26 protein-coding genes are annotated in these 23,345 nt (G+C 36.1%); 16 read left to right on the top strand and 10 right to left on the bottom strand.

All coding sequences use genetic code 11. From position 1 onward, the window contains the following. Nucleotides 1-135: 135 nt before the first annotated feature. Together MHB61_RS08705 and MHB61_RS08700 are read right to left on the bottom strand one after the other, a co-directional pair. Nucleotides 136-1,416 carry an O-acetylhomoserine aminocarboxypropyltransferase/cysteine synthase family protein gene (locus MHB61_RS08705; protein WP_014570334.1) on the bottom strand — a complete coding sequence of 427 codons (1,281 nt, stop codon included), beginning with the start codon at nucleotides 1,414-1,416 and terminating at the stop codon, nucleotides 136-138. 224 nt (nucleotides 1,417-1,640) lie between these two features. Continuing rightward, nucleotides 1,641-2,474, bottom strand: a complete 834-nt coding sequence (locus MHB61_RS08700) for an SDR family NAD(P)-dependent oxidoreductase (protein ID WP_003132248.1) — start codon at nucleotides 2,472-2,474, stop codon at nucleotides 1,641-1,643. Between the two features lie 400 nt (nucleotides 2,475-2,874). Here MHB61_RS08700 and MHB61_RS08695 point away from each other — a divergent pair, with 400 nt between their 5' ends. The 5 genes from MHB61_RS08695 to MHB61_RS08675 all read left to right on the top strand — a co-directional run bounded on the left by MHB61_RS08695 (nucleotide 2,875) and on the right by MHB61_RS08675 (nucleotide 6,139). Beyond that, entirely contained in the window at nucleotides 2,875-3,342 is a 468-nt protein-coding gene (locus tag MHB61_RS08695) for a universal stress protein (RefSeq protein ID WP_003132250.1), read from the top strand. Between the two features lie 127 nt (nucleotides 3,343-3,469). After that, nucleotides 3,470-3,667: a DUF4649 domain-containing protein gene (locus tag MHB61_RS08690; protein ID WP_012896939.1), complete on the top strand. Its 198-nt coding sequence runs from the start codon at nucleotides 3,470-3,472 to the stop codon at nucleotides 3,665-3,667. 30 nt (nucleotides 3,668-3,697) lie between these two features. Then, complete coding sequence (locus MHB61_RS08685) at nucleotides 3,698-4,318, top strand: alpha/beta hydrolase (protein WP_014570335.1); 621 nt, start codon at nucleotides 3,698-3,700, stop codon at nucleotides 4,316-4,318. Nucleotides 4,319-4,368: 50 nt separating this feature from the next. Continuing rightward, complete coding sequence (locus MHB61_RS08680) at nucleotides 4,369-5,538, top strand: ring-cleaving dioxygenase (protein ID WP_003132254.1); 1,170 nt, start codon at nucleotides 4,369-4,371, stop codon at nucleotides 5,536-5,538. Between the two features lie 10 nt (nucleotides 5,539-5,548). Then, nucleotides 5,549-6,139 carry a flavin reductase family protein gene (locus MHB61_RS08675; protein WP_003132255.1) on the top strand — a complete coding sequence of 197 codons (591 nt, stop codon included), beginning with the start codon at nucleotides 5,549-5,551 and terminating at the stop codon, nucleotides 6,137-6,139. Nucleotides 6,140-6,174: 35 nt separating this feature from the next. On the opposite strand, the gene MHB61_RS08670 is transcribed toward MHB61_RS08675, so the two are convergent. The 4 genes from MHB61_RS08670 to rpmF all read right to left on the bottom strand — a co-directional run bounded on the left by MHB61_RS08670 (nucleotide 6,175) and on the right by rpmF (nucleotide 7,562). Then, nucleotides 6,175-6,477 carry a hypothetical protein gene (locus MHB61_RS08670; protein WP_003132256.1) on the bottom strand — a complete coding sequence of 101 codons (303 nt, stop codon included), beginning with the start codon at nucleotides 6,475-6,477 and terminating at the stop codon, nucleotides 6,175-6,177. 1 nt (nucleotide 6,478) lies between these two features. Then, nucleotides 6,479-6,646: a lactococcin family bacteriocin gene (locus MHB61_RS08665; RefSeq protein ID WP_003132257.1), complete on the bottom strand. Its 168-nt coding sequence runs from the start codon at nucleotides 6,644-6,646 to the stop codon at nucleotides 6,479-6,481. A 563-nt stretch (nucleotides 6,647-7,209) separates the two neighbouring features. Then, on the bottom strand, nucleotides 7,210-7,359 hold the full coding sequence (gene rpmG / locus MHB61_RS08660) for a 50S ribosomal protein L33 (RefSeq protein ID WP_003132258.1): 150 nt from the start codon (nucleotides 7,357-7,359) through the stop codon (nucleotides 7,210-7,212). A gap of 29 nt (nucleotides 7,360-7,388) precedes the next feature. Beyond that, complete coding sequence (rpmF, locus tag MHB61_RS08655; protein ID WP_010905107.1) at nucleotides 7,389-7,562, bottom strand: 50S ribosomal protein L32; 174 nt, start codon at nucleotides 7,560-7,562, stop codon at nucleotides 7,389-7,391. A 363-nt stretch (nucleotides 7,563-7,925) separates the two neighbouring features. Here rpmF and MHB61_RS08650 point away from each other — a divergent pair, with 363 nt between their 5' ends. Beyond that, nucleotides 7,926-9,707 carry a heavy metal translocating P-type ATPase gene (locus tag MHB61_RS08650; RefSeq protein ID WP_014570336.1) on the top strand — a complete coding sequence of 594 codons (1,782 nt, stop codon included), beginning with the start codon at nucleotides 7,926-7,928 and terminating at the stop codon, nucleotides 9,705-9,707. A 49-nt stretch (nucleotides 9,708-9,756) separates the two neighbouring features. Here the strand turns inward: MHB61_RS08650 and MHB61_RS08645 are convergent, their stop codons facing one another. Genes MHB61_RS08645 through MHB61_RS08635 form a run of 3 tightly spaced genes read right to left on the bottom strand, consistent with a single transcriptional unit; the run spans nucleotide 9,757 to nucleotide 12,388 of the window. After that, nucleotides 9,757-10,542 carry a ParB/RepB/Spo0J family partition protein gene (locus tag MHB61_RS08645; RefSeq protein ID WP_014570337.1) on the bottom strand — a complete coding sequence of 262 codons (786 nt, stop codon included), beginning with the start codon at nucleotides 10,540-10,542 and terminating at the stop codon, nucleotides 9,757-9,759. A 54-nt stretch (nucleotides 10,543-10,596) separates the two neighbouring features. Beyond that, complete coding sequence (locus MHB61_RS08640) at nucleotides 10,597-11,856, bottom strand: replication-associated recombination protein A (RefSeq protein ID WP_003132263.1); 1,260 nt, start codon at nucleotides 11,854-11,856, stop codon at nucleotides 10,597-10,599. A 43-nt stretch (nucleotides 11,857-11,899) separates the two neighbouring features. Continuing rightward, a complete protein-coding gene (locus MHB61_RS08635) occupies nucleotides 11,900-12,388 on the bottom strand; it encodes a GNAT family N-acetyltransferase (RefSeq protein ID WP_012896945.1) in 489 nt (162 codons plus the stop codon). A gap of 151 nt (nucleotides 12,389-12,539) precedes the next feature. Here MHB61_RS08635 and MHB61_RS08630 point away from each other — a divergent pair, with 151 nt between their 5' ends. The 8 genes from MHB61_RS08630 (at nucleotide 12,540) to MHB61_RS08595 (ending at nucleotide 20,761) form a co-directional block, all read left to right on the top strand. Beyond that, nucleotides 12,540-13,007 carry a DUF3013 family protein gene (locus tag MHB61_RS08630; protein ID WP_003132265.1) on the top strand — a complete coding sequence of 156 codons (468 nt, stop codon included), beginning with the start codon at nucleotides 12,540-12,542 and terminating at the stop codon, nucleotides 13,005-13,007. A 29-nt stretch (nucleotides 13,008-13,036) separates the two neighbouring features. Further along, the gene (locus tag MHB61_RS08625; protein WP_003132266.1) at nucleotides 13,037-14,590 is read left to right on the top strand and encodes an ABC-F family ATP-binding cassette domain-containing protein; all 1,554 of its coding nucleotides are present in this window, start codon (nucleotides 13,037-13,039) and stop codon (nucleotides 14,588-14,590) included. A gap of 130 nt (nucleotides 14,591-14,720) precedes the next feature. After that, nucleotides 14,721-15,005, top strand: coding sequence for a hypothetical protein (locus MHB61_RS08620; protein WP_010905114.1), 285 nt, complete (start codon nucleotides 14,721-14,723; stop codon nucleotides 15,003-15,005). Between the two features lie 36 nt (nucleotides 15,006-15,041). Further along, nucleotides 15,042-15,530, top strand: coding sequence for a YdeI/OmpD-associated family protein (locus tag MHB61_RS08615; protein WP_137016271.1), 489 nt, complete (start codon nucleotides 15,042-15,044; stop codon nucleotides 15,528-15,530). Between the two features lie 17 nt (nucleotides 15,531-15,547). Beyond that, nucleotides 15,548-16,501 carry a 50S ribosomal protein L11 methyltransferase gene (gene prmA, locus MHB61_RS08610; protein WP_003132270.1) on the top strand — a complete coding sequence of 318 codons (954 nt, stop codon included), beginning with the start codon at nucleotides 15,548-15,550 and terminating at the stop codon, nucleotides 16,499-16,501. Nucleotides 16,502-16,600: 99 nt separating this feature from the next. Continuing rightward, nucleotides 16,601-17,353 carry a 16S rRNA (uracil(1498)-N(3))-methyltransferase gene (locus tag MHB61_RS08605; protein ID WP_014570338.1) on the top strand — a complete coding sequence of 251 codons (753 nt, stop codon included), beginning with the start codon at nucleotides 16,601-16,603 and terminating at the stop codon, nucleotides 17,351-17,353. A gap of 28 nt (nucleotides 17,354-17,381) precedes the next feature. Then, nucleotides 17,382-18,338 carry a polysaccharide deacetylase family protein gene (locus MHB61_RS08600; RefSeq protein WP_003132275.1) on the top strand — a complete coding sequence of 319 codons (957 nt, stop codon included), beginning with the start codon at nucleotides 17,382-17,384 and terminating at the stop codon, nucleotides 18,336-18,338. Between the two features lie 200 nt (nucleotides 18,339-18,538). Beyond that, nucleotides 18,539-20,761 (top strand): RelA/SpoT family protein, encoded by a 2,223-nt coding sequence (locus tag MHB61_RS08595; RefSeq protein ID WP_003132277.1) that lies wholly within the window; start codon nucleotides 18,539-18,541, stop codon nucleotides 20,759-20,761. 14 nt (nucleotides 20,762-20,775) lie between these two features. Here MHB61_RS08595 and MHB61_RS08590 read toward each other — a convergent pair whose 3' ends face one another. Beyond that, on the bottom strand, nucleotides 20,776-21,711 hold the full coding sequence (locus tag MHB61_RS08590; RefSeq protein WP_003132278.1) for a glycosyltransferase family 2 protein: 936 nt from the start codon (nucleotides 21,709-21,711) through the stop codon (nucleotides 20,776-20,778). Nucleotides 21,712-21,901: 190 nt separating this feature from the next. Between MHB61_RS08590 and dtd the strand changes: the two genes are divergently transcribed. Both dtd and MHB61_RS08580 read left to right on the top strand, forming a co-directional pair. Continuing rightward, nucleotides 21,902-22,357, top strand: coding sequence for a D-aminoacyl-tRNA deacylase (gene dtd, locus MHB61_RS08585; RefSeq protein WP_003132279.1), 456 nt, complete (start codon nucleotides 21,902-21,904; stop codon nucleotides 22,355-22,357). After that, complete coding sequence (locus MHB61_RS08580; protein WP_003132280.1) at nucleotides 22,350-23,345, top strand: TMEM175 family protein; 996 nt, start codon at nucleotides 22,350-22,352, stop codon at nucleotides 23,343-23,345. Before dtd ends, MHB61_RS08580 begins: the two co-directional genes overlap by 8 nt.

The following is a 23,345-nucleotide window of genomic DNA, read 5'->3' as shown; positions in this document are numbered from 1 at the left end:
ATAAATCAAGTTTCATTTTAGCCTAGTTTTAGTAAAACTTAAGTCAAGGTGACTATAATATACTTATTCCAATAAAATTTTTCATAAAGTTTACTCCTAAACAAAAGAATGAGCGGCTGGTTACCGCTCATTTTTTTATATTTTTTCTAATGCCTGCTCTAAATCAGCAATCAAGTCAGTTACATCTTCAATACCAACCGATAATCGAATGGTTCCTTTGGAAATCCCTGCACTAGCAAGTTCTTCGACATTCAGCTGCTGGTGAGTGGTCGAAGCAGGATGAATGGCCAATGATTTGGTATCTCCAACGTTGGCTAGAAGTGAGAAAATTTCAAGATGATCAATCAAATCACGCGCTTTTTTCTCATCTTTGTCTTTGAGTTCAAAGGTAAAGATAGATCCAGCATCTTTTGGATAATATTTCTGATAGAGCGCATGATAGGAATTACTTTCAAGCAGAGGATGGTTAACAAGTTCCACCTTAGGATGATTGTCTAAAAATTCTACAATCTTTTTAGTATTGGAGATGTGACGTTCTACCCGGAGTGAGAGTGTTTCTAGCCCCTGTAAGAAAAGCCAAGAATGAAAAGGTGATAAAGCCGCACCCGTATCACGTAATAAAATAGCTCTAATCCGAGTCACAAAAGCAATTTCACCCAATTCGGCAAATTTAATCCCATTGTAGCTTTCATCAGCTTGTGTAAAATCAGGAAATTTACCATTTGCCCAATCAAAGTTTCCGCCATCAACGATGACTCCACCAATAGAAGTACCGTGACCGCCAATGAATTTCGTTGCTGAATGAACAATTACATTAGCACCATGTTCAAATGGTTTAAAGGTCACAGGGGTAGTAAACGTTGCATCAACAATAACGGGAATTCCATGTTTTTTAGCAATTTGACCAATGGCATCATAATCAATCACATTATTTCCCGGATTGCCCAAAGTTTCATAATAAATAGCTTTGGTTTTTTCATCAATCGCCTCTTCAAAATTCTTCGGGTCATTTGGATTGACGAATTTAGTTGTAATTCCATATTTTGGTAAAGTCCCAGAAAAAAGGTGGTAGGTTCCACCATAAAGGGTACTTGCGGAAACAATATTATCACCGACTGTAGCGATATTCAAGATGGCATAGGTAATAGCGGCTGAGCCAGAACCAACACCAAGGGCTGCACTTCCACCTTCAAGAGCTGCGATGCGTGCTTCAAAAACATCGTTGGTTGGATTTCCTAAACGTGAATAAATAGCTCCAGGATCTTGTAAAGCAAAACGAGCTTCGGCATGGTCTGAATTGTTAAAAACGAAAGAGGTTGTTTGATAGAGCGGAACGGCGCGTGAACCCGTGACAGGATCAGGGACTTGTCCTGCATGGACTTGCAAAGTGTCGAATTTATAATTGTGATTAGTCATAGTTTTTTTCTCCTATTTTTGAAAATTTTAGTTAGTATAAAAAAAGTCGTTAATCACATTCGTTGATTATTCGTCAGCAATTCTTGAACCATAGCTTTCTCCTTTAGCTATAAAACTTATTATAATTATAAGAAATTCAGAAAATTCTAGCGATATGATTTTTTAATGGAGCTGATAGAACTTTTAAAAGTAGAAATAAAAAAATACAACTCAAGGTTGTATTTTTATTGATTGTGCTTTTCAAAGTAACGCATTGTAATAAGAAGAGCTTTACGAAAGATTTTTGGATGTTTACGAGCAACATTTACCATGAATTTATCACCGAAAGAGTGGAGGTAGCGAAGGCTCGGTTTAATCTCTGTCGCAGCTTTATAAAAAACTTCAGCTAAATCAGAAGCTTTAGCACTATTTTTCATAAAACGGTCAAGTCCTGAAGCAACAGAATTTACCAAAGGTTGGTAAGCAGAGTTTGAACTCATATTCTTTTTAGAATTTTCTAGGGCAATATTTCCCCAGCTTGACTGAGTTCCACCAGGTTGAACACAAACTGAACGGATACCAAATTGGGCAACTTCGAGGTCCAAAACGTCAGACCATTGTTGAAGGGCGGCTTTTGTAGCATGATAATAAGCCCCAAGTGGCATATAGACATCTCCACCAATTGATGAAATATTAACAATTCGTCCATAATTTTGAGCTCTCATTGTTGGTAAGACAAGTTGAGTTAATTCAACCGCACCAAAGAAGTTGGTTTCAAACTGATTGCGAATTTTATCCATTGGGATTTCTTCGGCTGGTCCGTATTCGCCATAACCTGCATTATTGATGAGGACGTCAATATGACCTGCCTCATCTAAAATTTTTTTCACAAAGGCTTGGTTTGATTCAGAGCTAGTAACATCCAGTTTTAGTGCTTTGATGTTGTTCTCGTATTGTGGAATTTTTTCAACGCGGCGTGCCCCAGCGTATACTTTCCAACCCCGTTTGGCAAAAAGTTCTGCTGCCTCAAATCCCATTCCATTTGAAGCACCTGTGATTGCAATAATTTTTTGTGTCATCTCTTTAGAGTCCTTTCAATTTGTCTGTATCTTGTTTTCATGATTTTAAAAGTAATTATACCACTTTAGTAAATCAAAGGCTAAAAAAACTTCCGCGGAGTAAACGGAAGTTTTAGGAGTATTTATGAAAAAAGTTTATTTAGGAGTATGGAAACTATTATACGTTATAATGCTGAAATGAAACTTAAATGAAAAAGAAAATGTTTTTGTATTTTTAGAATCCCTTTTCTATAAATCAATTCTAACTATAAAGACCTGATGATTGAGTGATAATACTAGTTTGAAGCATTCTTAGTAAGAAAGTGATTTTTTATAAATGGTTTATAGAATAAATTGTACAGCGTTTAATTGGACTTGCTCTCTGAAATAACGTAAAATTGTAGTGAGGAGGACGGTTACAATGAGTAAAAATTATAAAAAAATCCTAGTCGCAATTGATGGATCTGAGCAGGCAGAAGGAGCGTTAAAAGAAGCTATTGTCCTTGCTAAAAGAGACAACTCACAATTATTCATTTTACATGCGACGGATAAAAACAGTATTTATGCAGCTGGTAACCCAGTTCCTGTGGTTCCTGCACCAGCTATTCCAGTAGTTCCAGCAGTTCCCGTACTTGAAGAAAGTGCAGATAATGAAGCTAAAGAAGTTTTAGACAAAGCTTTGGCAATTATCAATAATGAAGTGAAGTTTGAAGAAATTCGAGTTGATGGTTCGGCAAAAAATGAAATTGTCGATTTCGCTAAAGAACATGAAATTGATATGATTGTGATGGGCTCTTCAGGAAAAGGCGCTCTTGACCGAATGTTGCTTGGCTCTACAGCAGTTTACGTGGTTAAACATGCACCTTGTAGTGTAACAATCATCAAATAAATTAGATAGATTTCAAGAATCGGCAAGCATTTGCCGATTTTTTTGTATTTTAAAAATAAATTCCTTGACAATGAAATTCTTTTCGTTTACAATTGTAAACATAGAAATGAGAAAGTTGGATTGAACAATGAAAGTTACTTTTAAAACCCTTGATGGACGTACAATGACTAAAGAATTTGCTAGTGTAGATGAATTCGTAACACTACAAAATCGTGAAATTCCGGCAATTGATGATTCAGCGAAAGTTCTTGAAGTTGTAATTTCTGGACAAGTTGAAGAATTTAGTGGAAATGTTGCTGATTTGTATTTCAAACTTAGTAAATAAGAATCTGAAATCGTGAATGGAGGAGGAAAGATGACAGATTATGTTTTTAAGGCAGGTCGTAAAGATTTGGCACCTCTTTTGTTATTACATAGCACGGGTGGAGATGAGCATCAATTAGTAGAAATTGCTGAAATGATTGCCCCTTCACATCCTATTTTGTCAATTCGTGGACGTATTAATGAGCAAGGAGTCAATCGTTATTTTAAACTCCGAGGCTTAGGTGGTTTTACTAAAGAAAATTTTGATCTTGAATCTTTAGATGAAGAAACAGACTGGTTGACGGATGAGGTCAGTTTGTTGGCTGAAAAACATGACCTTGATGTCCATAAAATGATAGCTATCGGTTATTCAAATGGTGCAAATGTAGCTTTGAATATGTTTCTTAGAGGAAAAATAAATTTTGATAAAATTATTGCCTTTCATGGGATGCAATTGGAAGACTTTGAACAGACCGTTCAATTTGATGATAAGCATGTCTTTCTAAGCTATGCGCCAAATGATATGATTGTTCCTCAGAAAAACTTTGGTGATTTAAAAGGTGATTTGGAAGATTCAGGCTGTCAGCTTGAAATATATGAAAGTTCACTTGGTCATCAATTGACGCAAGAGGAAGTTTTAGCCGCTAAAAAATGGCTTACAGAAACAAAATAATTTTGTATTGAAAAAATTTCAGTGCAAAGTAACTAAATAGGAGAAAACAAATGGCTGAATTAACAAAAATTGAAACAAAAATACCTGAAAATCTTACTCTTGGTGGTGTTCACCACGTAACAGCAATCACCTCAAGTGCTCAAAAAATCTATGATTTTTTCACAAATATCTTGGATCTGCGTTTAGCAAAATTAACAGTCAATCAAGATGACTATGAAACTTATCACCTCTTTTTCACAGAAGAAGATGGGCATGGAGCTGATATGACTTTCTTTGATTTCAAAGATATTCCTAAAGGAAATCATGGAGTTAATAATATTGAACGTGCTTCATTTCGTGTACCGACAAATGCGTCCTTAGATTATTGGACTCGTCGTTTTGACAATGCCCATGTTAAACATGGCGAAATTTCTAGTAAATTTGGTCAAAAAACCTTAGAGTTTGAAGATTTTGATGGTCAATTGTATCAATTGATTTCTGACCAAAATAATAGTGGGGATGATTCAAAAGGACGTTCTTGGCAACTTTCCAATGTTCCGCAAGAACATGGAATTACTGGACTTGGTTCTGTTTTTGTAAAAGTTGAAAATGCCGAAAATCTTCGGACCATTTTGGAAACAGTTTTTGGCTTCCGTTACGCTGGGCAAGAAGCTGATTTACATCTTTTTGAAGTGGCGAATGGTGGAAATGGAGCAGCTTTGATTCTTCAAGAAGCTGGTGAAAAAGAAGCTTACGCTTATCAAGGTTATGGTACGATTCATCATTTAGCTCTGGGAACAGCAAATCCTGAAACTTTAAACTATTGGATTGAACGCATTAAGGCTTTCCGTTTGCCACATTCTGGTTTGGTTGACCGTTTCTATTTCTCAAGTGAATATGTCAGAGTAGCACCAGGAGTTCTCTTTGAAATTGCGACTTACACACCAGGGATTGGGGCATTGGACATGGCAAAATCAGGTCTAGGAGCTGTTGATTCTTATGAAGAAGCTTTAATTACTTCTGGTTTCTGGATTGACCAAACTAAGGAAGAATCAGGTTTATCTTTGAGCTTACCTCCTCATTTATTCCCCGGAGATGAAGCTACTAAAGCGAGAACAGCCGCAAGTTTACGTCCATTGGACACTTCAGATGCTCATCGTGACCGCACAAAAGATGAACTATGGACTGTTGAAAAAGTATTGGAACACAAAGCTGGAACTCCGGCTGAAACAGTGCAATAAAGGAGAACTGATGAAATCATATCAAGCAAATGAGCTCGACGAAAAAACAGTCTATAAACTTCTGTCAGGCAGTATTGTTCCACGCCCAATTGCTTGGGTGACCAGTCAAAATCTCGAAGGTCTAGTTAATGTGGCACCCTTTAGTTTTTTCAATGTTGCTTCGTCAAATCCACCACTTTTATCCATTTCGTTTACGGGAAATAAAGATAGTTTGAATAATTTATTGACGACGAAAGAAGCAGTGGTTCACCTTGTGAATGAGGATAATGTGGAGCTAATGAATCAAACGGCAGCACCATTAGCGGAGCATATTAGTGAAGCGGAAGAATTTTCACTTGAACTTGTCCCTTCTCAGAAAGTTCAGGTTCCAAGTTTAAAGGAGTCAAATGTTCGTTTAGAAACTAAATTGTATCATCATTTACCTTTAGGAGAGAGTGGGCATTTAGTTCTTCTTGAAGTTGTCAATTTCTCTTTTGCAGAGGAACTATTGGATGAGGAAAACTTTCATGTCAATCTAAATAAACTCAAACCAGTTGGGCGTTTAGCGGGTGATGATTACAGTACCTTAGGAAATCGATTCAGCCTTTTACGACCTAGATAAATAAAAAAACTTACTGATGTTTGGTCAGTAAGTTTTTATTTGCTTTCAAAGTTTGACCATCCATACAGAGAACCACCAGTACCTGGATTTACCAACATTCTTTTCTGTGCCTCTGAAAAAAAATACTGCACATCAGATGAATGAGCAAGATACTGCAAACTAGAAATCAATTCACTAATTTGAGGATCAAAATTTCGACCACTTTCAATATTTTTTTTAGCTATCAAAAAACATTTTCTTTCTTCAATGGAAAGTTTATCTCTAGATAAAATTTGATTAATAATGTTGAATAAATCTCTCTGGTTATCTTTTAAATTTGGAAAAATATATTTTGTCATTTTAACCTAAACCACCCATCCATTTAGGTAATTGTTTGGGATTTCCATCATTATGACCATTGAGCCAATGAAGAACATCATTCATGCTTTGGTTATTAGGGTATCCTCCTCCAACAATTTTGGCAAGTTCGTCATCAGAAATAGCCTCAAAATTTAATCGATTTTCCATAATAATCTCCTTTTCTTAATATCACTATTTTAATACTATTCGTTCCATCTTTCATTAGCATACGTTACACATCAATGTTGTCTTAATATTATTCTATTTTTATAATTAATCGAGCCAACCTATCTATACTATAAGGTAAGAGTAAATCACTATTTTGATATATATTCTGATAAGGGTTCATTCTTGAAGGGGATGCTTGTTGTAACTAATTTTTTATTCTCATGTCTAAAATTTTTCACAACACTATTTTCTTCATTAAAAAAGGCACAATAGTGGAAAAATAGGAGAAATGGAGCGAGTGGTTAAAATCAGCTCATAACGTAACAGTTATGGCTATTTTATATCTAGTTTTGAATTTTTTGAAAAAAGTTAAGAGAAGGTAAAATGAAGAAAAAATCCACTTCCTTATGTGGAGGTGGATTTGATTACCCAAATATAAATTTCTCAAAGGTAGAGAAAAAGGTAGAGATTCAATTGATTTTTATTGAAATGTAATGAAAGTCAAGTTTTTTCAAACACCTCTAAATCAATGTTTTACAAGTCTATTGACTCGTAACGAACCCTTATTTAACTTCTTTAAAGATTACGTGTTTACGCAATTTTTTAGAGTATTTTTTAAGTTCCAATTTGTCTGGAGTGTTGCGTTTGTTCTTTTGAGTAAGGTACAGACGTTCACCAGATTCTTTGTGTTCAAGTGTAATATTTACGCGCATGATAGTCCCTTTCTATAACTTTTGTCGAATTATTTAGTGTCGCGAACTTTGCGGCCTTTGTAGTAGCCTTTAAGTGAAACGCGATGTGAGTGACGGTAGTCACCAGTAGTTTCGTCAAAAGTAACAGTTGGAGCTGTCAATTTGTAATGTGTACGACGACGGTTTTTCTTTGCTGATGAAGTGTGACGTGCAGGTACTGCCATTGTTTTTTTCCTCCGTAGAATTTTATCTCGTTCTTGCAGAGTGCAAAAACGTACTTTATTAGTATAGCATAAATTTTCAGAAATGCAAGTTTTGTAAAGTAAAATTACTTGACAAATTTTTGCAAACCTTTCTGTCAGTAAAATTTGAGTAAGCAAAAGTACTGACAAATATCTTTGACAACTAAAATGATAGGGCCTTTAGCGCAAATTTGATAAAATAGAAGTAACTTAACGGATAACTTAAAAATTTAAGCTCAGCTTCGAAAGAATCAAAGCGGCGTAAGGAGAAGACAATCAGGTCGTAAAAACTCCTCACAAAGCAGGGCAATGTTCTAGGACAATTAAATTTTTAAGGAGAAATGAATGAAGAACTGGAAAAAACTGATTCTTGTTTTTGTCATTGCAGGCGTGGCATTGATTGCTTACTTTGGCTTTAATCAGCCTTTTTTGGCACGCTTAATTGTTACAATTGCTGGGGGAGTCTTGGCTTTCTCAATGCTGATTGAAATGATTAAAACTTTACGGTCTGGCTCTTATGGTGTTGACTTATTGGCCATCACGGCCATTATTGTTACTTTACTAGTGGGCGAATATTGGGCCTCTTTGATTATTATTCTCATGCTTGTTGGAGGTGAGAGTTTAGAAGACTATGCAAATGGTCGAGCTCACCGAGCTTTAGCTGCTTTATTAGATAAGTCGCCTGATATTGCTCATGTGCAAAAAGGAGATAAGGTGGTCGATTTACCGATAGACCATGTGGAAGTCGGGAGTCATTTATTGGTTAGACCGATGGAAATTATTCCAATTGACGGGAAACTTATTTCTGAGGCAGTGGTACTTGATACGGCGTCATTGACGGGTGAAACCAAGCCGAATGAATTAGTAAAAGGTGATCCTGTTCTTTCGGGTGCTATCAATGGGAATTCCAGTATCCAGATTGAAACTACGGTGATAGCGGCAGAATCACAGTTTCAAAAGATTGTAGAACTGGTTAAAGAAACGGAGAAAACTCCAGCTCAATTTGTACGTCTGGCTGATCGTTATGCTGTTCCTTTTACAATTATTGCCTATCTTATTGCAGCAGTTGCTTACTTTATTTCTGGTGACCCAGTACGAATTGCGGAAGTCCTAGTGGTTGCAAGCCCTTGTCCATTGATTCTGGCAGCTCCTATCGCGTTTGTTTCGGGAATGAGTCGCTCTAGTCAAAATGGAGCTTTAATCAAAAATGGAACAGTCATCGAAAAATTAGCAAAAGCTCGGGAAATATTTTTAGATAAAACAGGTACAATTACTGAGGGGACAATTAAGGTTGACAGCCTAAAACCAATAGAAACGGTAGATGAAGTAGAACTTTTACAGTTGGTTTACACGGTTGAAAAATCAAGTGGTCATATTTTGGCAAAAGCTGTTGTTGAATATGCTGAAAATAAAAAGGTTCAACCATTAAAATTGACCTCTTTAACTGAGGTTGCTGGACTTGGTGTGATTGGAGAAATCGAAGGTCAAGAAATTAAAATTGGCCGAAGGTCTTTTGCTTTTGCACCTGAAAATCTCAACTATGAAACAGCATTTTATGTGAGTAAAGCAGGTAAATATGTTGGGGCGGTCACATTCTCTGATACTTTAAGACCAGAAGCTAAAGAAACAATTGCTCAGATGAGAAAAATTGGTCTTGAAAAGATTACAATGTTGACGGGTGACAATCAACTTGTTGCTGATAAAATTGCGAGCACTGTTGGAATTGACAATGTTTATGCAGGTTTGATGCCAGATGAAAAATTAAAATTTATTAAAAATGCGACGAATAGACCAGTAATTATGATTGGAGATGGAGTTAATGATGCTCCAGCTCTAGCCACAGCAGATGTTGGAATTTCGATTGGTGTGGGCTCAGGTACAGTTGCAAGTGAAGCGGCTGACATTGTTCTATTGCAAAATGACCTTAGGAAAGTGACGACATCTATTGAAATCAGTCGTGATACGTTAAAAATTGCTAAACAAGCGGTTATGATTGGGATTATCATTTGTATTATTTTGATGTTTATTGCAGCTCTGGGAGTGATTCCAGCTGTGATTGGAGCTTTGTTCCAAGAGATCATTGATGTTGTTTCAATTCTCTATGCGCTTCGGGCTTTAAGAGGATAAAAAAAATTTACTGACGGAATGCTTAAAAGTCCTCTGTCAGTAAATTTTTTTATTTTTTTAGTAATTTTATTAGATGTTCCAGTTCATCAAGATTATCAAAATGAATGGATAAATTCCCTTGATATTTTTTATTTGCTTGAATCTTAACCCTATTTCCCAATTTTTTCATCAGTTCTTTTTCAGTTTCGTCAGTAAAAAGATTGATATTTAATTTACTGACAGATTTGTCAGTAACTTTTTCTTCACCATAAATAATAGCTTCAAGTGCTCTGACATTGAGCTGCTCTTTAATTATTTTATCAACGAGCTCTAATTGCTTTTTAGGATTTTTTTCAGCTAAAAGTGTTCTAGCGTGAGCAGGTGAAATATCTCGATTTTCAACATGCTTCAAAGTTGTGTCAGGCAAACCAAGTAAACGAATAAGATTAGAGACATAAGACCTTGATTTTCCAAGGGCCTTAGCGATTTGATCGTGGGTCATTCCCAATTTGTCAGCCAGTTGTGCCAAGCTTTTGGACTCTTCTAGTGGATTGAGATTTTCTCTCTGCAAATTTTCTAAAATTGAGAGAGTCATCATTTCTTCATCAGAATAGCTTCTAATAATTGCTGGTATAGTTTCTAAACCAGCTAATTTTGAAGCTTGAAACCGACGTTCACCTGCTAAAAGCTCATAGCCAACAAGTTTTGATTTACGAACGATTATGGGTTGTAAAACGCCATTTTCTTGGATAGAATTAGCCAATTCTTTTAATTTATCCTCATCAAAAACAAGACGAGGCTGGTAAGGGTTTTTTACAATTGTTGACAACTTAAGTTGAGTGATTTGTTCTACCATATTTTTCACTTTCTGTCAGTAAATTTTATTGTGCTCTATTTACTGACAGATTTGTCAGCTCCTCTTTTTTTGTTCATCAATCCATTCTTTACGACTGTGGAGTGCTTTTTCATATCTTCCCATATCATCAGGACGGAAATAATCAGCATTTTTAATTTTATCAGGTAAGTACTGTTGGTTTACCCAGTGATTAGGAAAATTATGAGCATATTGGTATTCTACAGACCTTCCTAAATCCTTTGCCCCAGCGTAATGGCCATCCTGTAAGTGTGGTGGTACAGCAAGATTTCCATATTTTCCTAAATCAGCAATGGCTTCATCCATCGCTAAATAAGCCGCATTTGATTTAGGGGATAAAGCCAAGTCAATAATGATATTGGCAAGGGGAATCCGTGCCTCAGGAAAACCGAGTTTTTCGGCTGCTGATAATGCTGAAACCGTATGAAGTGCGGCATCAGGATTTGCTAAACCAATATCTTCATAAGCCATAACGGTTAAGCGCCGGGCTAGACTCTGCAAATCTCCGCCCTCAATTAAACGAGCCGCATAGTGTAAACTTGCGTTGACATCAGAACCACGAATTGACTTTTGTAAAGCAGAAAGCAAGTCATAATGAGCATCGCCATCTTTATCAAAAGTTGCAGCTTTTCTTTGTAAAGAATTTTCCATATCATCTAAAGTGACATGATGTTCTTCTGAGGAAAGGACGGCTAATTCTAAGGCATTAAAAGTAGAACGTAAATCCCCATTAGTCGAATGAATTAAAAAGTAAAGTGCATCATCGTCAATGGTCACATCAAAATCAAATCCACATTCTTTATCTTGTAAACTTAGGTTTACAGCAAATTCTAAATCTTCTGGCTCTAAAGGTTTTAATTCAAAAATCTGTACGCGAGAACGAATCGCTGGAACAACTGAAAAATAAGGGTTTTCGGTTGTTGCTCCAATTAAAATAACTTGTCCATTTTCTAAAAGTGGTAAAAGAAAATCTTGTTTAGGTTTGTCTAGGCGATGAATTTCATCAAGTAATAAAACAAGTTGGCCAGAAAATTCGGCTTCTGAGGCAATTTCTTGAAGTCTTTTTTTAGTATCTGTCGTTGCATTAAATGTCCGAAAAGCGACATTCATTGTTCCAGCAATCGCTGAAGCAATTGAAGTTTTACCAATGCCAGGAGGTCCGTAGAGAATCATACTTGAAAGAAGTTGAGTTTCGACCATTCGGCGAATGATTTTTCCTTTACCAACTAAATGTTTTTGTCCAACAATTTCATCAATATTTCTTGGTCTCATTCGTCTTGCAAGATTTTGTGCCATATTATTCTCCAATCCATAGGTTTACAACAAATGTAAATCTGGTTTACATAAGGCTTTTGTCTAGATAGAAGGCGAGAATGCAATCATCAATATATTCACCATCAATGAAAAATTCTTTTTTCAAACGTCCTTCTTCAACAAAGCCTAATTTATTATAAAGTTTCAAGGCTGCTGGATTTGAACCCATCACTTGAATTGTAATTTTTTTGAATCCTTCTTTTTTTGCAAAATCAATAAAGAAGTTTATTAGTGTAGTAGCTACGCCCTTACCTCTGGCTTCTTGTGCTGTCATAATGCCAAAGGTGACAGTATGTCTTCCAAATTCAGATTTGTGGCGGGGGCCGTAATCAAGTATTCCAAGAATTTCATCATTTTCTACTGCCAGAAAATAAGTGGTTCCAGTCATAATTTTACCGATAATTTTTTCTGCTGAGGAATCCATGACATGTGGAGTTGAAGCTAGGGTCCAGTTTTCATTTTCCAATTGAGCAACTTTGACAAAGTCACGTGGTTCTATTTTTCTAATTTCCATTAAATCTTTCTCCAAATTCTAAAAAAATATCTATTTACACATTATAAACGTAAAAAAGCTATTAAATGAACTGATTTATTAAGTCTTGCGACTTTTCTAGAGCAAATTTTTGTTATAATTATTTTAACATAATATAAAGAGGGTGTGAACAATGGCTAAATTTGGATTTTTAGATGTTTTGGAAGAAGTTTTAGAAAAAGGATTTACTTATGATTTTGAAATGAATTGGGATAAGCGTAATTTTGCGGTAGAAGTCAGCTTTTTACTAGAGGCAGAAAATAGTTCTGGAGCGCTTTTGACTGATGCAGAAGGAGTAGAATCAGCAGAAAATATCGTCTATGAGGATGCAGTTTTATTTTATAATCCAGCTAAATCACGTTTTGATGAAAATGATTATTTGGCAACAATTCCTTATGATGAAAAAGGCTTATCTCGTGAATTTTTGGCTTATTTTGCTCAATTTTTACAAGAAAGTGCCGATCAAGGCTTGGATGATTTAATGGACTTTCTAGCTGATGAAGCTGCCGAAGAATTTTCAGTCAATTGGGATAAAGAAGCTTTTGAAAATGGCATTGCTGATTTGTCTGAAACAGACTTTTATAAGTATCCAAGATATTAAGAAATTTAGAAAGATTTAAGAAATAAAAAATGAGTATTTTAAATGTAAAAAATCTATCCCACGGTTTTGGTGACCGCGCAATTTTTGAAGATGTAAGTTTCCGTTTGCTAAAAGGTGAGCACATCGGCTTTGTTGGGGCAAATGGTGAGGGTAAATCAACTTTCATGAATATTATCACAGGAACTCTGGTTCCTGATGAGGGAAAAGTAATCTGGTCTAAAAAACACCGGGTTGGCTATATGGATCAACACGCTGCGCTTGGAAAAGGTAAAACGACGCGTGAAGCATTGGCTGAGGCTTTTCAATATCTTTTTGATATAGAAGCGAAAATTAATGATACTTACATGAAAATGGCAGAAATGTCAGAAGATGAGATGAATGCTGCGCTTGAGAATGTCGGAGAACTTCAAGAAGAATTGGATAATAGTGACTTTTATCTCATTGATGCCAAAGTTGAAGAAACAGCACGAGGTCTTGGTTTAACTCCTCTTTTGGATAAAGATGTAGCCGAGCTTTCTGGAGGGCAAAGAACAAAAATTTTACTTGGTAAACTTTTGCTTGAAAAACCAGATATCTTGCTTTTGGATGAACCAACAAACTATTTGGATGAAGAACATATTTTATGGTTGAAAAATTACCTTAAAAACTATGAAAATGCCTTTATTTTGATTTCGCATGATGTGCCATTTATGGATGAAGTGGTCAATATCATTTATCATGTGCATGGTCTAGGGATTACCCGCTATTCAATGGGGTATGCGGAATTTGAACGTGTCTTTGAAGAGAAAAAGGCACAGCTTGAATCTTTGCATAATGCGCAGGTCGCTGAGCAAGCTAAACTTAAAGATTTCATTGCCCGTAAAAAAGCGAATGTGGCAACATCTGGTCAAGCAAAAGCGCGTGAGAAAAAATTGGCGAAAATGGAAATTGTTGAGACTATTTCTGAAAAGCCAAAACCTCATTTTGATTTTAAATTTAGTAGAAAACCAAGTCGTCTCGTTTTTGAGGCGAAAGATTTAGTCATTGGTTACAATGAACCTTTGTCGTCAGAAATTAATTTAAAAGTAGAAGCTGGACAAAAAATTGCCTTTATTGGTTCCAACGGGATTGGGAAATCGACTTTGCTTAAGAGTTTAATGGGCTTGATTCCAAGTCTTGATGGAGAAGTTGAAAAAGGGAATTTCCAAGATATTGCTTACTATGAGCAAGAAATCAAAAATCCTTCGCAAAAAACGGTACTTGATGATTTATGGGATGAGTATCCAAGTTGGAATCAAGCAGAACTCCGCGGGGCACTTGCTCGGGTGGGCTTGACGGCTAAACAAATTGAATCACGTGTTTATGTTCTTTCAGGTGGAGAACAAGCAAAATTACGTTTTGCTAAATTAATGAATACCGAATCTAACATTCTCATCTTGGATGAACCAACCAATCATTTGGACGTGGACGCTAAAGAAGAACTCAAGCGTGCACTTATTGAATATCCGGGAACTGTTTTGATGGTTTCACATGAACCAGAATTTTATGAAGGTCTAGTTTCTGATGTCATTAACTGTGAAGAATGGACAACTCGTATTTTGTAATTACTGATTAATTCTTATGCTAGTTCATCTCTAATTTTTCTTAAAAATTGGTAGTTGAACTGCAGTTATACAGGCTTGCACAAACACAAGAAATGGTTTGCATGAAAAATTAAACAGTATTGGGAGAAAAATGACTCAGAAACTTCATCCTTGGGAAAATCCCGAACAAGATTATGCACGAACTTTGGCAAAACGCCGCTCAGAGCGGCGTTATCGGAGCTTACAGTTAGTAAAGACGCTTAAAATTTTACTGACAGAATTTAAAAAGTACGATGTGAACAATTTTAACTCAGAGATATTGAGTTGGATTGATTTGCTTGAAGATGCTGTTGAATATGTTGATGATGAAGATTTTAAGTCAGCAAAAAAATTTGTTTCGCGAATGCAAAGAGAACTAAAAAAACTTGAAAAGTAAATTTTTACTGACAGGAAAGAGGACTTTAAGGTCACTATGAAAAGTTATAGTTTTCAAGCTGAACTGGAAATTATCGGTATCAATCCCTTTGTGGCTGTACCACCAGATATTTTGCAGAAAATATTTCAGGATTCAGGACGAGAAAAATCGCCCATTCCTATTTGTGGTCAGATTAATGAAAAAACTTATCAGCAAAATCTCATGTTTTTCAAAGGGGATTGGCGCTTATATGTCAATACGACGATGCTGAAAAATTCGCCTAAAAGAATCGGGGAAATCTTTGATTTTACAATTTCCTATGATTCAGAGCCACGAATTGTCAAACAAGCACAAGTTTTAAGTGAAGCATTAGCCAAAAATCCGGAAGCAAAAAAAGTATTTGACCAATTAATTCCCTCTAAACAAGTTGAAATTAATCGTTATATTGCAAGGTTGAAAACAGAAGAAGCTATCGAGCGAAATGTTAGGCGAGCGATTGGTTTCTTACTGGGAAAGAACTCTTTTGTAGGCCGAGATAAATCATAGAAAGAAAGATGAAATAAATGAATAATTGGAATTCAATCACAATAAAAATCAGTCGGGAAGCCGAAGAGGCCATTTCAGCTTTGCTGATAGAGGCGGGGTCAGCCGGCGTTGAAATTAATGACAGTGCTGATTATCTTAATCACGAAGACCAATTTGGCGAAGTTCTTCCTGAAATTGAACAATCTGATTTTGTTGAAATTACTGCTTATTATCCAGAAAATATGCCAATTGTGGAACTCAAAGCCGAAATTGAACATAAAATCGCAAATTTGAGTGATTATTTTTCACTGACAGGTCTGTCAGTAACAACGAATAACCTGTCAGAAACAAATTGGGCAGAAGCTTGGAAAAAGTATTTTGAACCAGCACGAATTACGCATGATTTAACCATTGTGCCGAGTTGGACAGAGGATTACGTGGCGACAGGCTCTGAAAAATTGATTCGACTTGACCCTGGTATGGCTTTTGGGACGGGGACACATCCAACGACCAAAATGTCACTCTATGCCTTAGAACAAGTTCTTCGTGGTGGAGAAACGTTACTTGACGTTGGAACAGGTTCGGGCGTGCTGTCAGTTGCAGCTTCATATCTTGGCGCATCAGAAATATTTGCTTATGATATTGATGAAGTGGCTGTGCGCGTGGCTTTAGAAAATATTCAACTCAATCCTGGTCATGAAAAAATTCATGTTTCAGCAAACAATCTGCTTGAAGGAATTGACAAAAAAGCGGATGTCATTGTGGCTAATATTTTGGCTGATATCCTTGTTTTAATGACAGAAGACGCATTCCGCTTGGTCAAAGAAGAAGGCTATCTCATTATGTCAGGAATTATTGCTGACAAAGCGGACATAGTCATTGCATCAGCAGAAAAAGCTGGATTTTTCCTTGAAACACGAATGATTCAAGGCGAATGGAACTGCCTGATTTTCAAGAAAACAGAAAATCGTGAAGGCGTCATTGGTGGATAAAAGGCTTAAATAAAGTCGTTTATCTTTCAGTCAATGGAGAAGCACAATAAAGAAAAGATTAGATTCAAAACTTTATTCTAAGAAATGATTGGAAAAAATATGGCCAACCAATATTTTGTATTTAAAAAATTACCGGAACTGGGCGAAGAATTTATCATTGAAAATCAAGCAGCAGCTCATCATATTTTCACTGTGATGCGGGCTAAAAGTGGTGACCAAATCCGTCTTGTTTTTACTGATGGTGAAATTGGGCTGTCAGAAGTCATTTCGCCAAGTGACCAATCAGTGAAGCTGATAAAATTACTGACAGAGTCCTCAGAATTGCCTGTTCAAATTACAGTAGCTGTAGGATTTCCTAAAGGAGACAAGCTCGATTTTATTGTTGAAAAATCAACAGAATTAGGAGCTACAGCCATTTGGTCAGCACCTTTTAAAGCTTCTGTCAGTAAATGGGACAAGAAAAAACTGACAAAAAAACAAGAAAAATTGGAAAAAGTTGCTCTAGGAGCAGCCGAACAATCACGCAGACAAATGATTCCAGAACTTCAACTTTTTGAGCAATTTACTGATTTACTTGATAAGTTTACTGATTTTGACCAAGTTCTTATCGCTTATGAAGAATCAGCAAAAATGGGTGAGAAAACAATGTTCAAACAAGCACTGACAGAAATGTCACTCAACCAAAAAGTACTTATCATTTTTGGACCAGAAGGCGGAATTAGTCCAGACGAAATCACAAAATTTTCCGATTTAGGTGCAAAAATGATTGGCTTAGGGCCGCGAATTTTAAGAGCAGAAACGGCTCCATTATATGCCCTCTCAAGTATTTCAGCTTATTTTGAATTATTATAAATAAAGAAAAATTTTTAGGAAATCGATTATGAAAAAACGTGCACAACATAACAAAAAACGAATTCGCTGGGCTTCAATCCTCACAGTTTTCGTTCTTTTAATTGGAATAATTGCAATTGCTTTTGCTGGGGTTCATTTGTTAAGTCCTAAAACAAATACAAGCCCAAAAAGCAGTCAAACTTCAAGTCAAGAAAAAGCTAAAAGCACTGCCTCATCTAGTGCTTCTCAACCAAAAGAAACAAAATGGCTGGCTGGAACAAATGAAAATCAACTGCCCATTTTGATGTTTCATTATGTCACTTCAAGGGCCGATCAGCTCCCACAAGATAGTAATAACATCAATATTGTAACCTTTGAAAATGAATTAAAAGCGCTGAAAGAAAAAGGCTACACAACGGTTAGTGGCTCAGATGCCGAAAAAATTCTAACGACCAAAGAAAAACCAAGTGATAAAATGGTTTGGCTTACTTTTGATGATGGTTCAGTCACAATGTATACTGAAATTTTCCCTTTATTGAAAAAATACAATATGCACGCCACGAATTTTATTATTACAGGTTATGTGAATAAAGGTCAAGGCGGAATTTTGACCTGGGAGCAAATCAAGGAAATGAAAGCAAGTGGACTTGTTGATTTTGGCAGTCATACGGTCAGCCATCCTGATTTAGGAAAGCTCACTTTGGAAGCTCAACGAACAGAACTTGAACAATCAAAAGCAGATTTAGATAAAAACCTCGAGCAAAAAACTGATATCATCTGTTATCCAGCAGGGGGTTATAACCAGAATACCTTGAATTTAGCTAACGAGTTAGGTTATAAGTTTGGTTTGCTTGACCCGGGCCGTAATGGTGCTATTGCAATAGCAGCCAAAGAAAGTGATGGTCTATTAACGCTACCACGCTTTAGAATGATGAGTTCTACCACAACTGAGCAAATGCTACAAATGATTCAACCCTCAACCGATTATAATGAAAAAAATAAATAAACTCCGAATAATCGGAGTTTTATCTTTAGTTTTGCAATAGTCATCCTTTTGCTTAACCTACAAATGTGATAGAATAGATTAAATTAAGTGAAATAAACCTTAACTTACAAAATTTGATGAGATGATATATTAATCTAAATAAGGAGGAAAACTGGTCACCATTTTAGAGTCATTTTTAAAATGGTCTAGTATCTAAAGTTATGCCTAAAGAACCAGATTTAACCGGAGCAGAGGTTGTCAATATCTGTTCTGACTACATGAATGAAACAGACCTTTTACTCGTAGAAAAAGCACTTGCTTGTGCTTCACTTGCCCATGCAGACCAATATCGTGCATCAGGAGAAGCTTACTTTGTCCACCCTACCCAAGTTGCAGGAATTTTAGCCAAATTAAAACTGGATGCCGTTACCGTTTCCTGTGGTTTTTTGCATGATGTTGTTGAAGATACCAATTTTACCCAAGGTGATTTGCAAGAATTATTTGGCGACGAAATTGCTGAAATTGTTGATGGAGTTACTAAGTTAGGTAAAGTTGAGTATAAGTCACACGAAGAACAATTGGCTGAAAACCACCGTAAGATGCTTATGGCTATGTCCAAAGACATTCGTGTTATTTTGGTCAAATTGGCTGACCGCTTGCACAATATGCGCACGCTTAAACATCTCAGACCAGATAAACAAAAGCGGATTTCACGTGAAACCATGGAAATTTATGCCCCTCTTGCTCATCGCTTGGGGATTGCCAGTATCAAGTGGGAATTAGAAGATTTATCATTCCGTTATCTTGAAGAAGCAGAATTTTATCGCATTCGTGGTCTCATGAATGAAAAAAGAACAGCTCGTGAAGCGCTTGTTGCTGAAGTAATTGGTAAATTACAAGAACGAGTTGAAAAAGCTGGAGTTGATGCAGAAATTTACGGTCGTCCAAAACATATTTATTCTATTTATCGTAAAATGCACGATAAGAAGAAACGTTTTGATGAGATTTATGACCTTATTGCCATTCGTTGTATCACAGAAACAACAAGTGACGTTTACACAACTTTAGGTTATATTCATGACCTTTGGAAACCAATGCCAGGTCGTTTTAAAGACTATATTGCCAATCCAAAAGCCAATGGTTATCAATCTGTCCATACAACCGTTTATGGTCCCAAAGGGCCAATGGAATTCCAAATTAGAACACGAGAAATGCACCAAATCGCTGAGTTTGGGGTTGCCGCTCACTGGGCTTACAAACAAGGAATTAAAGCAAAAGTTGATGTTCATGAAATTTCTGAAACCTTGAATTGGATTCATGAACTTGTGGAATTGCGTGAAGAAGCTGGTGATTCAGCAGAAGATTTTGTCAAAGCCGTTCAAGAAGATATTTTATCAGATAAGATTTATGTCTTCACTCCAAATGGTGAAGTCCAAGAATTACCAAGAGGTTCAGGTCCTATTGACTTTGCTTATGCTATCCATACAAAAGTTGGTGACCATGCGACTGGAGCGAAAGTAAATGGACGAATGAAACCATTATCTGTTCAACTAAAAACAGGTGATCGGGTTGAAATTATTACCAGCTCAAGCTCTTTTGGACCAAGCCGTGACTGGATTAATCTAGTTAAAACTAATAAAGCCAGAAACAAAATCAAACAATTCTTTAAGAACCAAGATAAAGAATTGTCGGTCAATAAAGGCCGTGAAATGTTACAAGAAGCTTTGGAAGAAGGTGGATTTGTACCAAATCAGTATTTAGATAAGAAACATCTAGATGAAGTCTTCAATAAGATTAGCTACCGTAATGCGGAAGCTTTGTATGCAGCAATTGGATTTGGTGAGCTTTCAGCAACAACAATTGCCAATCGTTTAACTGAAAATGAACGTCGTGAAGTTGAGAGAGCCAAACAAAAAGCCGAAGCTGAAGAGCTGATGAAGGGTGAAGTTAAACGCGAATCAAGTAAAAACATCATGAAGATTCGTCACGATGGTGGAGTCAGTGTTTCTGGTATTGATAGCCTACTTGTTCGTATCGCCAAATGTTGTAATCCTGTTCCAGGGGACCCAATTGTGGGGTATATTACAAAAGGGCGTGGTGTTTCAGTTCATAGAGCTGATTGTCAAAATGTGCGAAGTATGGAAGACTTTGAACAAAGACTTGTTGAAGTTGAATGGGATGATTCAGAAAACTTAGTGAAAGAATATGTCGCTAATATTGATGTCTATGGCTTTAATCGTCCTGGATTACTCAACGATGTGATGCAAGTTTTATCAAATTCTACTAAAAATTTGATTTCAATTAATGCTCAACCCACTAAAGATAAAAAAATGGCGAATATTCACATCGCTTTAGGCATTAAAAATCTATCAGATTTGACTTTGATTGTTGATAAAATCAAAATGACCCCAGATGTTTATTCTGTAAAACGGACAAATGCTTAAAAAAAGAGCTTGACTTAGTCAAGCTCTTTTAGATTACTTTCTTTAATAATATAATTGGGACGTTTTTTTGTTTCCAGGAATATTTTAGCGATATATTTACCAATAATTCCAAGAGAGAGAAGTTGTAAGCCGCCTAAAAGTAAAATCAAAACAATCAAAGTTGGGAAACCTTGAACAGGGTCACCGTAAATCAGTGTTTTAAGAAGATAAAAAATACTGAGTAAAAGTGAGGCTAAAAAACTAAAAAAGCCAACAAATGTCGCAATATTGAGCGGCATTTCCGAAAAATTTATAATCCCATCAATAGAATAACGGAGAAGTTGACTAAAAGACCAAGAAGTTTGACCAGCACTTCGTTCGTGATTTTCGTATTCTAAATAAGTTACATCATAACCGACCCAAGAAAAAAGCCCTTTTGAAAAACGATTATTTTCTCTGAGTGTCAAAATACTATCCACAACTTGACGAGTCATAAGCCGAAAATCTCTGGCTCCGTCTACAATAGGTGTAGTCGATACTTTATTAATAATCTTATAAAAAAGTCGAGAGAAAAATGAAATCAGTGGAGATTCACCAGAACGTGAAATTCTGCGAGCACCAACACTATCATAACCTTCTTGAAGTTTCTGATACATAGAAACAAGTAGTTCAGGTGGATCTTGTAAATCAACATCCATTACTGTAACAAGAGGTTCTGTAGTAGCTTCTAAACCAGCAAGTAAAGCTGCTTCTTTACCAAAATTTCTTGAGAAACTAATGTAGTTAATATTATCAACTTGACTCGCTAATTTTTTTATAAGAGGAAGCGTTTGGTCACTAGAACCGTCGTTTACAAAGTAAAAAACCTTTTTTAGCTCGAGTTTTTCTGTTTTGTCATTTACCTCTTTAATAAAGAGCTCAAGCGTTTCTTCTTCGTTATAAACGGGGACAACAATCGCTAATTCTTCCATTTTTTTCCTTTATTGTTTTTTTATCTTATCTTAGTACCTATTTATGATAATACCTAAAGAGTCCTGTGATGTCAAGCTTTCTTTTGAGGTTATTAAAATGAATAAATGCCCAAAGAGAGCTGATTAAAATTGGACTTTTTGTGCTATACTGTCAGTAAAGAGATTATCATAGGAGTGAAATATAAAGATTATGAAAATAGTAATTCAACGTGTAAAGACAGCTTCTGTCAGTATTGATGGAGTCATTAAGGAAAAAATTAATCAAGGTTTTTTGTTGTTGGTTGGGGTTGAAGATGCTGACAGTAATTTTGATTTGGATTATGCAGTACGTAAAATCGCGCAAATGCGTATTTTTTCAGATGAAGCTGATAAAATGAATCTCTCTGTTCAAGATATTCAAGGAGAGATTTTGTCAATTTCTCAGTTTACTTTGTATGCGGAGACTAAAAAAGGGAATCGTCCGAGCTTTTCTGCAGCAGGAAAACCTGATTTTGCTAAAGCAATGTATGAAAAATTTAATGATAGCTTAGCTCAGATTGTGCCGGTTAAAGCAGGAGTTTTTGGGGCTGATATGCAAGTTGAGTTGATAAATGATGGCCCTGTCACTATTATTTTAGATACGAAAGAAGCTAGAAAAAATGCCTAAAAGACTGCAAAAAAGTAGCGTAAAAAAACGGGTTCCTGTTCGCTCTGTCAGTAAAATAAAAACTTATCAGCCCTCAGAAAAACCTGACCAAGTTGGTGAAATTTGGCAAAATAATATTATTGGCTCACTTGATAACGGTTATTCAAAAGAGCAGGCTAGAAAACAACAAAGTCAAAACCTGACTGAACGTCAGAAACGAAAAATTGAGGAAATGCAAAGCAATCCGGAGATGATTCAAGCGCGTGAAGAACTTAAAGAAGAGTTTCTCAATACGCATCCACAATATGCCAAGATGACGAGTGAAGAATTGCAAGAATCAATGACTCATCATGCTTTAGAAGATGAAAAGCTTAGAAAACAAAAGCTCCGTCATCACATTGAAGCATTTGCTGACGGAATTATTGCGGTCATCATTACTATTATGCTCCTTGAAATTCCTGTCCCTTCTGGTAATCAAGGTTATTGGGAGTTCATCAGTTCAGTTGGAATCTTCTTAGTTAGTTTTGTTGTTACAGCTAATTTTTGGTTCAATCGTCACAAGATTTTTGCTCTGACAGAGGAAATTACGGAAAAAATTATTGTTCAAGATTTTATCTTTATTGGTTTGCTTTCACTAATTCCGCTGTTGACCAAATGGATTATGGTTGCTCCAACATCATTTAGTGCCCTGAATTTTGGTCTGGTTTTGATTGTGATTTTACTTCAGCAGGAGCTTTTAAGTTATTCAATTACTAAAGATCATTTTCATAAAATGCCTAAATCTTTTAAATTCTGGCGTCGTGTTTGGTTAATCAGGCTATTTTCAACTATTCTAATGAATGTTGTTATCATGATTATTGCCATTATTTTTCCATTTTATGGACATTGGCTCTTTGTTATTGTTCCTATTTTTAACTTTTTGTTCCGCATGGTTAATGACCGCAATCAGGAGGAAGAAGTTTATGCTGCTACACGTTCTATCGGTGTTCCTTATTTGAAAGAAGGTTAA

The sequence above is a fragment of the Lactococcus sp. FSL K6-0773 genome (assembly GCF_038006485.1).
Classification (GTDB): domain Bacteria; phylum Bacillota; class Bacilli; order Lactobacillales; family Streptococcaceae; genus Lactococcus; species Lactococcus lactis.
Note: the sequence above shows the minus strand (reverse complement) of the source record. Positions and strands in the feature narration are given on the sequence as shown.

Bases quoted from the DNA above. Each gene is read 5' to 3' on its own strand.
- MHB61_RS08670 (WP_003132256.1), bottom strand. From the start codon at position 6,477: ATGACAAAATATATTTTTCCAAATTTAAAAGATAACCAGAGAGATTTA.
- MHB61_RS08635 (WP_012896945.1), bottom strand. From the start codon at position 12,388: ATGGAAATTAGAAAAATAGAACCACGTGACTTTGTCAAAGTTGCTCAA.
- MHB61_RS08630 (WP_003132265.1), top strand. From the start codon at position 12,540: ATGGCTAAATTTGGATTTTTAGATGTTTTGGAAGAAGTTTTAGAAAAA.
- MHB61_RS08685 (WP_014570335.1), top strand. From the start codon at position 3,698: ATGACAGATTATGTTTTTAAGGCAGGTCGTAAAGATTTGGCACCTCTT.
- MHB61_RS08590 (WP_003132278.1), bottom strand. From the start codon at position 21,711: ATGGAAGAATTAGCGATTGTTGTCCCCGTTTATAACGAAGAAGAAACG.
- MHB61_RS08695 (WP_003132250.1), top strand. From the start codon at position 2,875: ATGAGTAAAAATTATAAAAAAATCCTAGTCGCAATTGATGGATCTGAG.
- rpmF (WP_010905107.1), bottom strand. From the start codon at position 7,562: ATGGCAGTACCTGCACGTCACACTTCATCAGCAAAGAAAAACCGTCGT.
- MHB61_RS08625 (WP_003132266.1), top strand. From the start codon at position 13,037: ATGAGTATTTTAAATGTAAAAAATCTATCCCACGGTTTTGGTGACCGC.
- MHB61_RS08705 (WP_014570334.1), bottom strand. From the start codon at position 1,416: ATGACTAATCACAATTATAAATTCGACACTTTGCAAGTCCATGCAGGA.
- MHB61_RS08615 (WP_137016271.1), top strand. From the start codon at position 15,042: ATGAAAAGTTATAGTTTTCAAGCTGAACTGGAAATTATCGGTATCAAT.
- MHB61_RS08605 (WP_014570338.1), top strand. From the start codon at position 16,601: ATGGCCAACCAATATTTTGTATTTAAAAAATTACCGGAACTGGGCGAA.
- MHB61_RS08665 (WP_003132257.1), bottom strand. From the start codon at position 6,646: ATGGAAAATCGATTAAATTTTGAGGCTATTTCTGATGACGAACTTGCC.
- dtd (WP_003132279.1), top strand. From the start codon at position 21,902: ATGAAAATAGTAATTCAACGTGTAAAGACAGCTTCTGTCAGTATTGAT.
- MHB61_RS08680 (WP_003132254.1), top strand. From the start codon at position 4,369: ATGGCTGAATTAACAAAAATTGAAACAAAAATACCTGAAAATCTTACT.
- MHB61_RS08580 (WP_003132280.1), top strand. From the start codon at position 22,350: ATGCCTAAAAGACTGCAAAAAAGTAGCGTAAAAAAACGGGTTCCTGTT.
- MHB61_RS08645 (WP_014570337.1), bottom strand. From the start codon at position 10,542: ATGGTAGAACAAATCACTCAACTTAAGTTGTCAACAATTGTAAAAAAC.
- prmA (WP_003132270.1), top strand. From the start codon at position 15,548: ATGAATAATTGGAATTCAATCACAATAAAAATCAGTCGGGAAGCCGAA.
- rpmG (WP_003132258.1), bottom strand. From the start codon at position 7,359: ATGCGCGTAAATATTACACTTGAACACAAAGAATCTGGTGAACGTCTG.
- MHB61_RS08620 (WP_010905114.1), top strand. From the start codon at position 14,721: ATGACTCAGAAACTTCATCCTTGGGAAAATCCCGAACAAGATTATGCA.
- MHB61_RS08600 (WP_003132275.1), top strand. From the start codon at position 17,382: ATGAAAAAACGTGCACAACATAACAAAAAACGAATTCGCTGGGCTTCA.
- MHB61_RS08690 (WP_012896939.1), top strand. From the start codon at position 3,470: ATGAAAGTTACTTTTAAAACCCTTGATGGACGTACAATGACTAAAGAA.
- MHB61_RS08675 (WP_003132255.1), top strand. From the start codon at position 5,549: ATGAAATCATATCAAGCAAATGAGCTCGACGAAAAAACAGTCTATAAA.
- MHB61_RS08640 (WP_003132263.1), bottom strand. From the start codon at position 11,856: ATGGCACAAAATCTTGCAAGACGAATGAGACCAAGAAATATTGATGAA.
- MHB61_RS08700 (WP_003132248.1), bottom strand. From the start codon at position 2,474: ATGACACAAAAAATTATTGCAATCACAGGTGCTTCAAATGGAATGGGA.
- MHB61_RS08650 (WP_014570336.1), top strand. From the start codon at position 7,926: ATGAAGAACTGGAAAAAACTGATTCTTGTTTTTGTCATTGCAGGCGTG.
- MHB61_RS08595 (WP_003132277.1), top strand. From the start codon at position 18,539: ATGCCTAAAGAACCAGATTTAACCGGAGCAGAGGTTGTCAATATCTGT.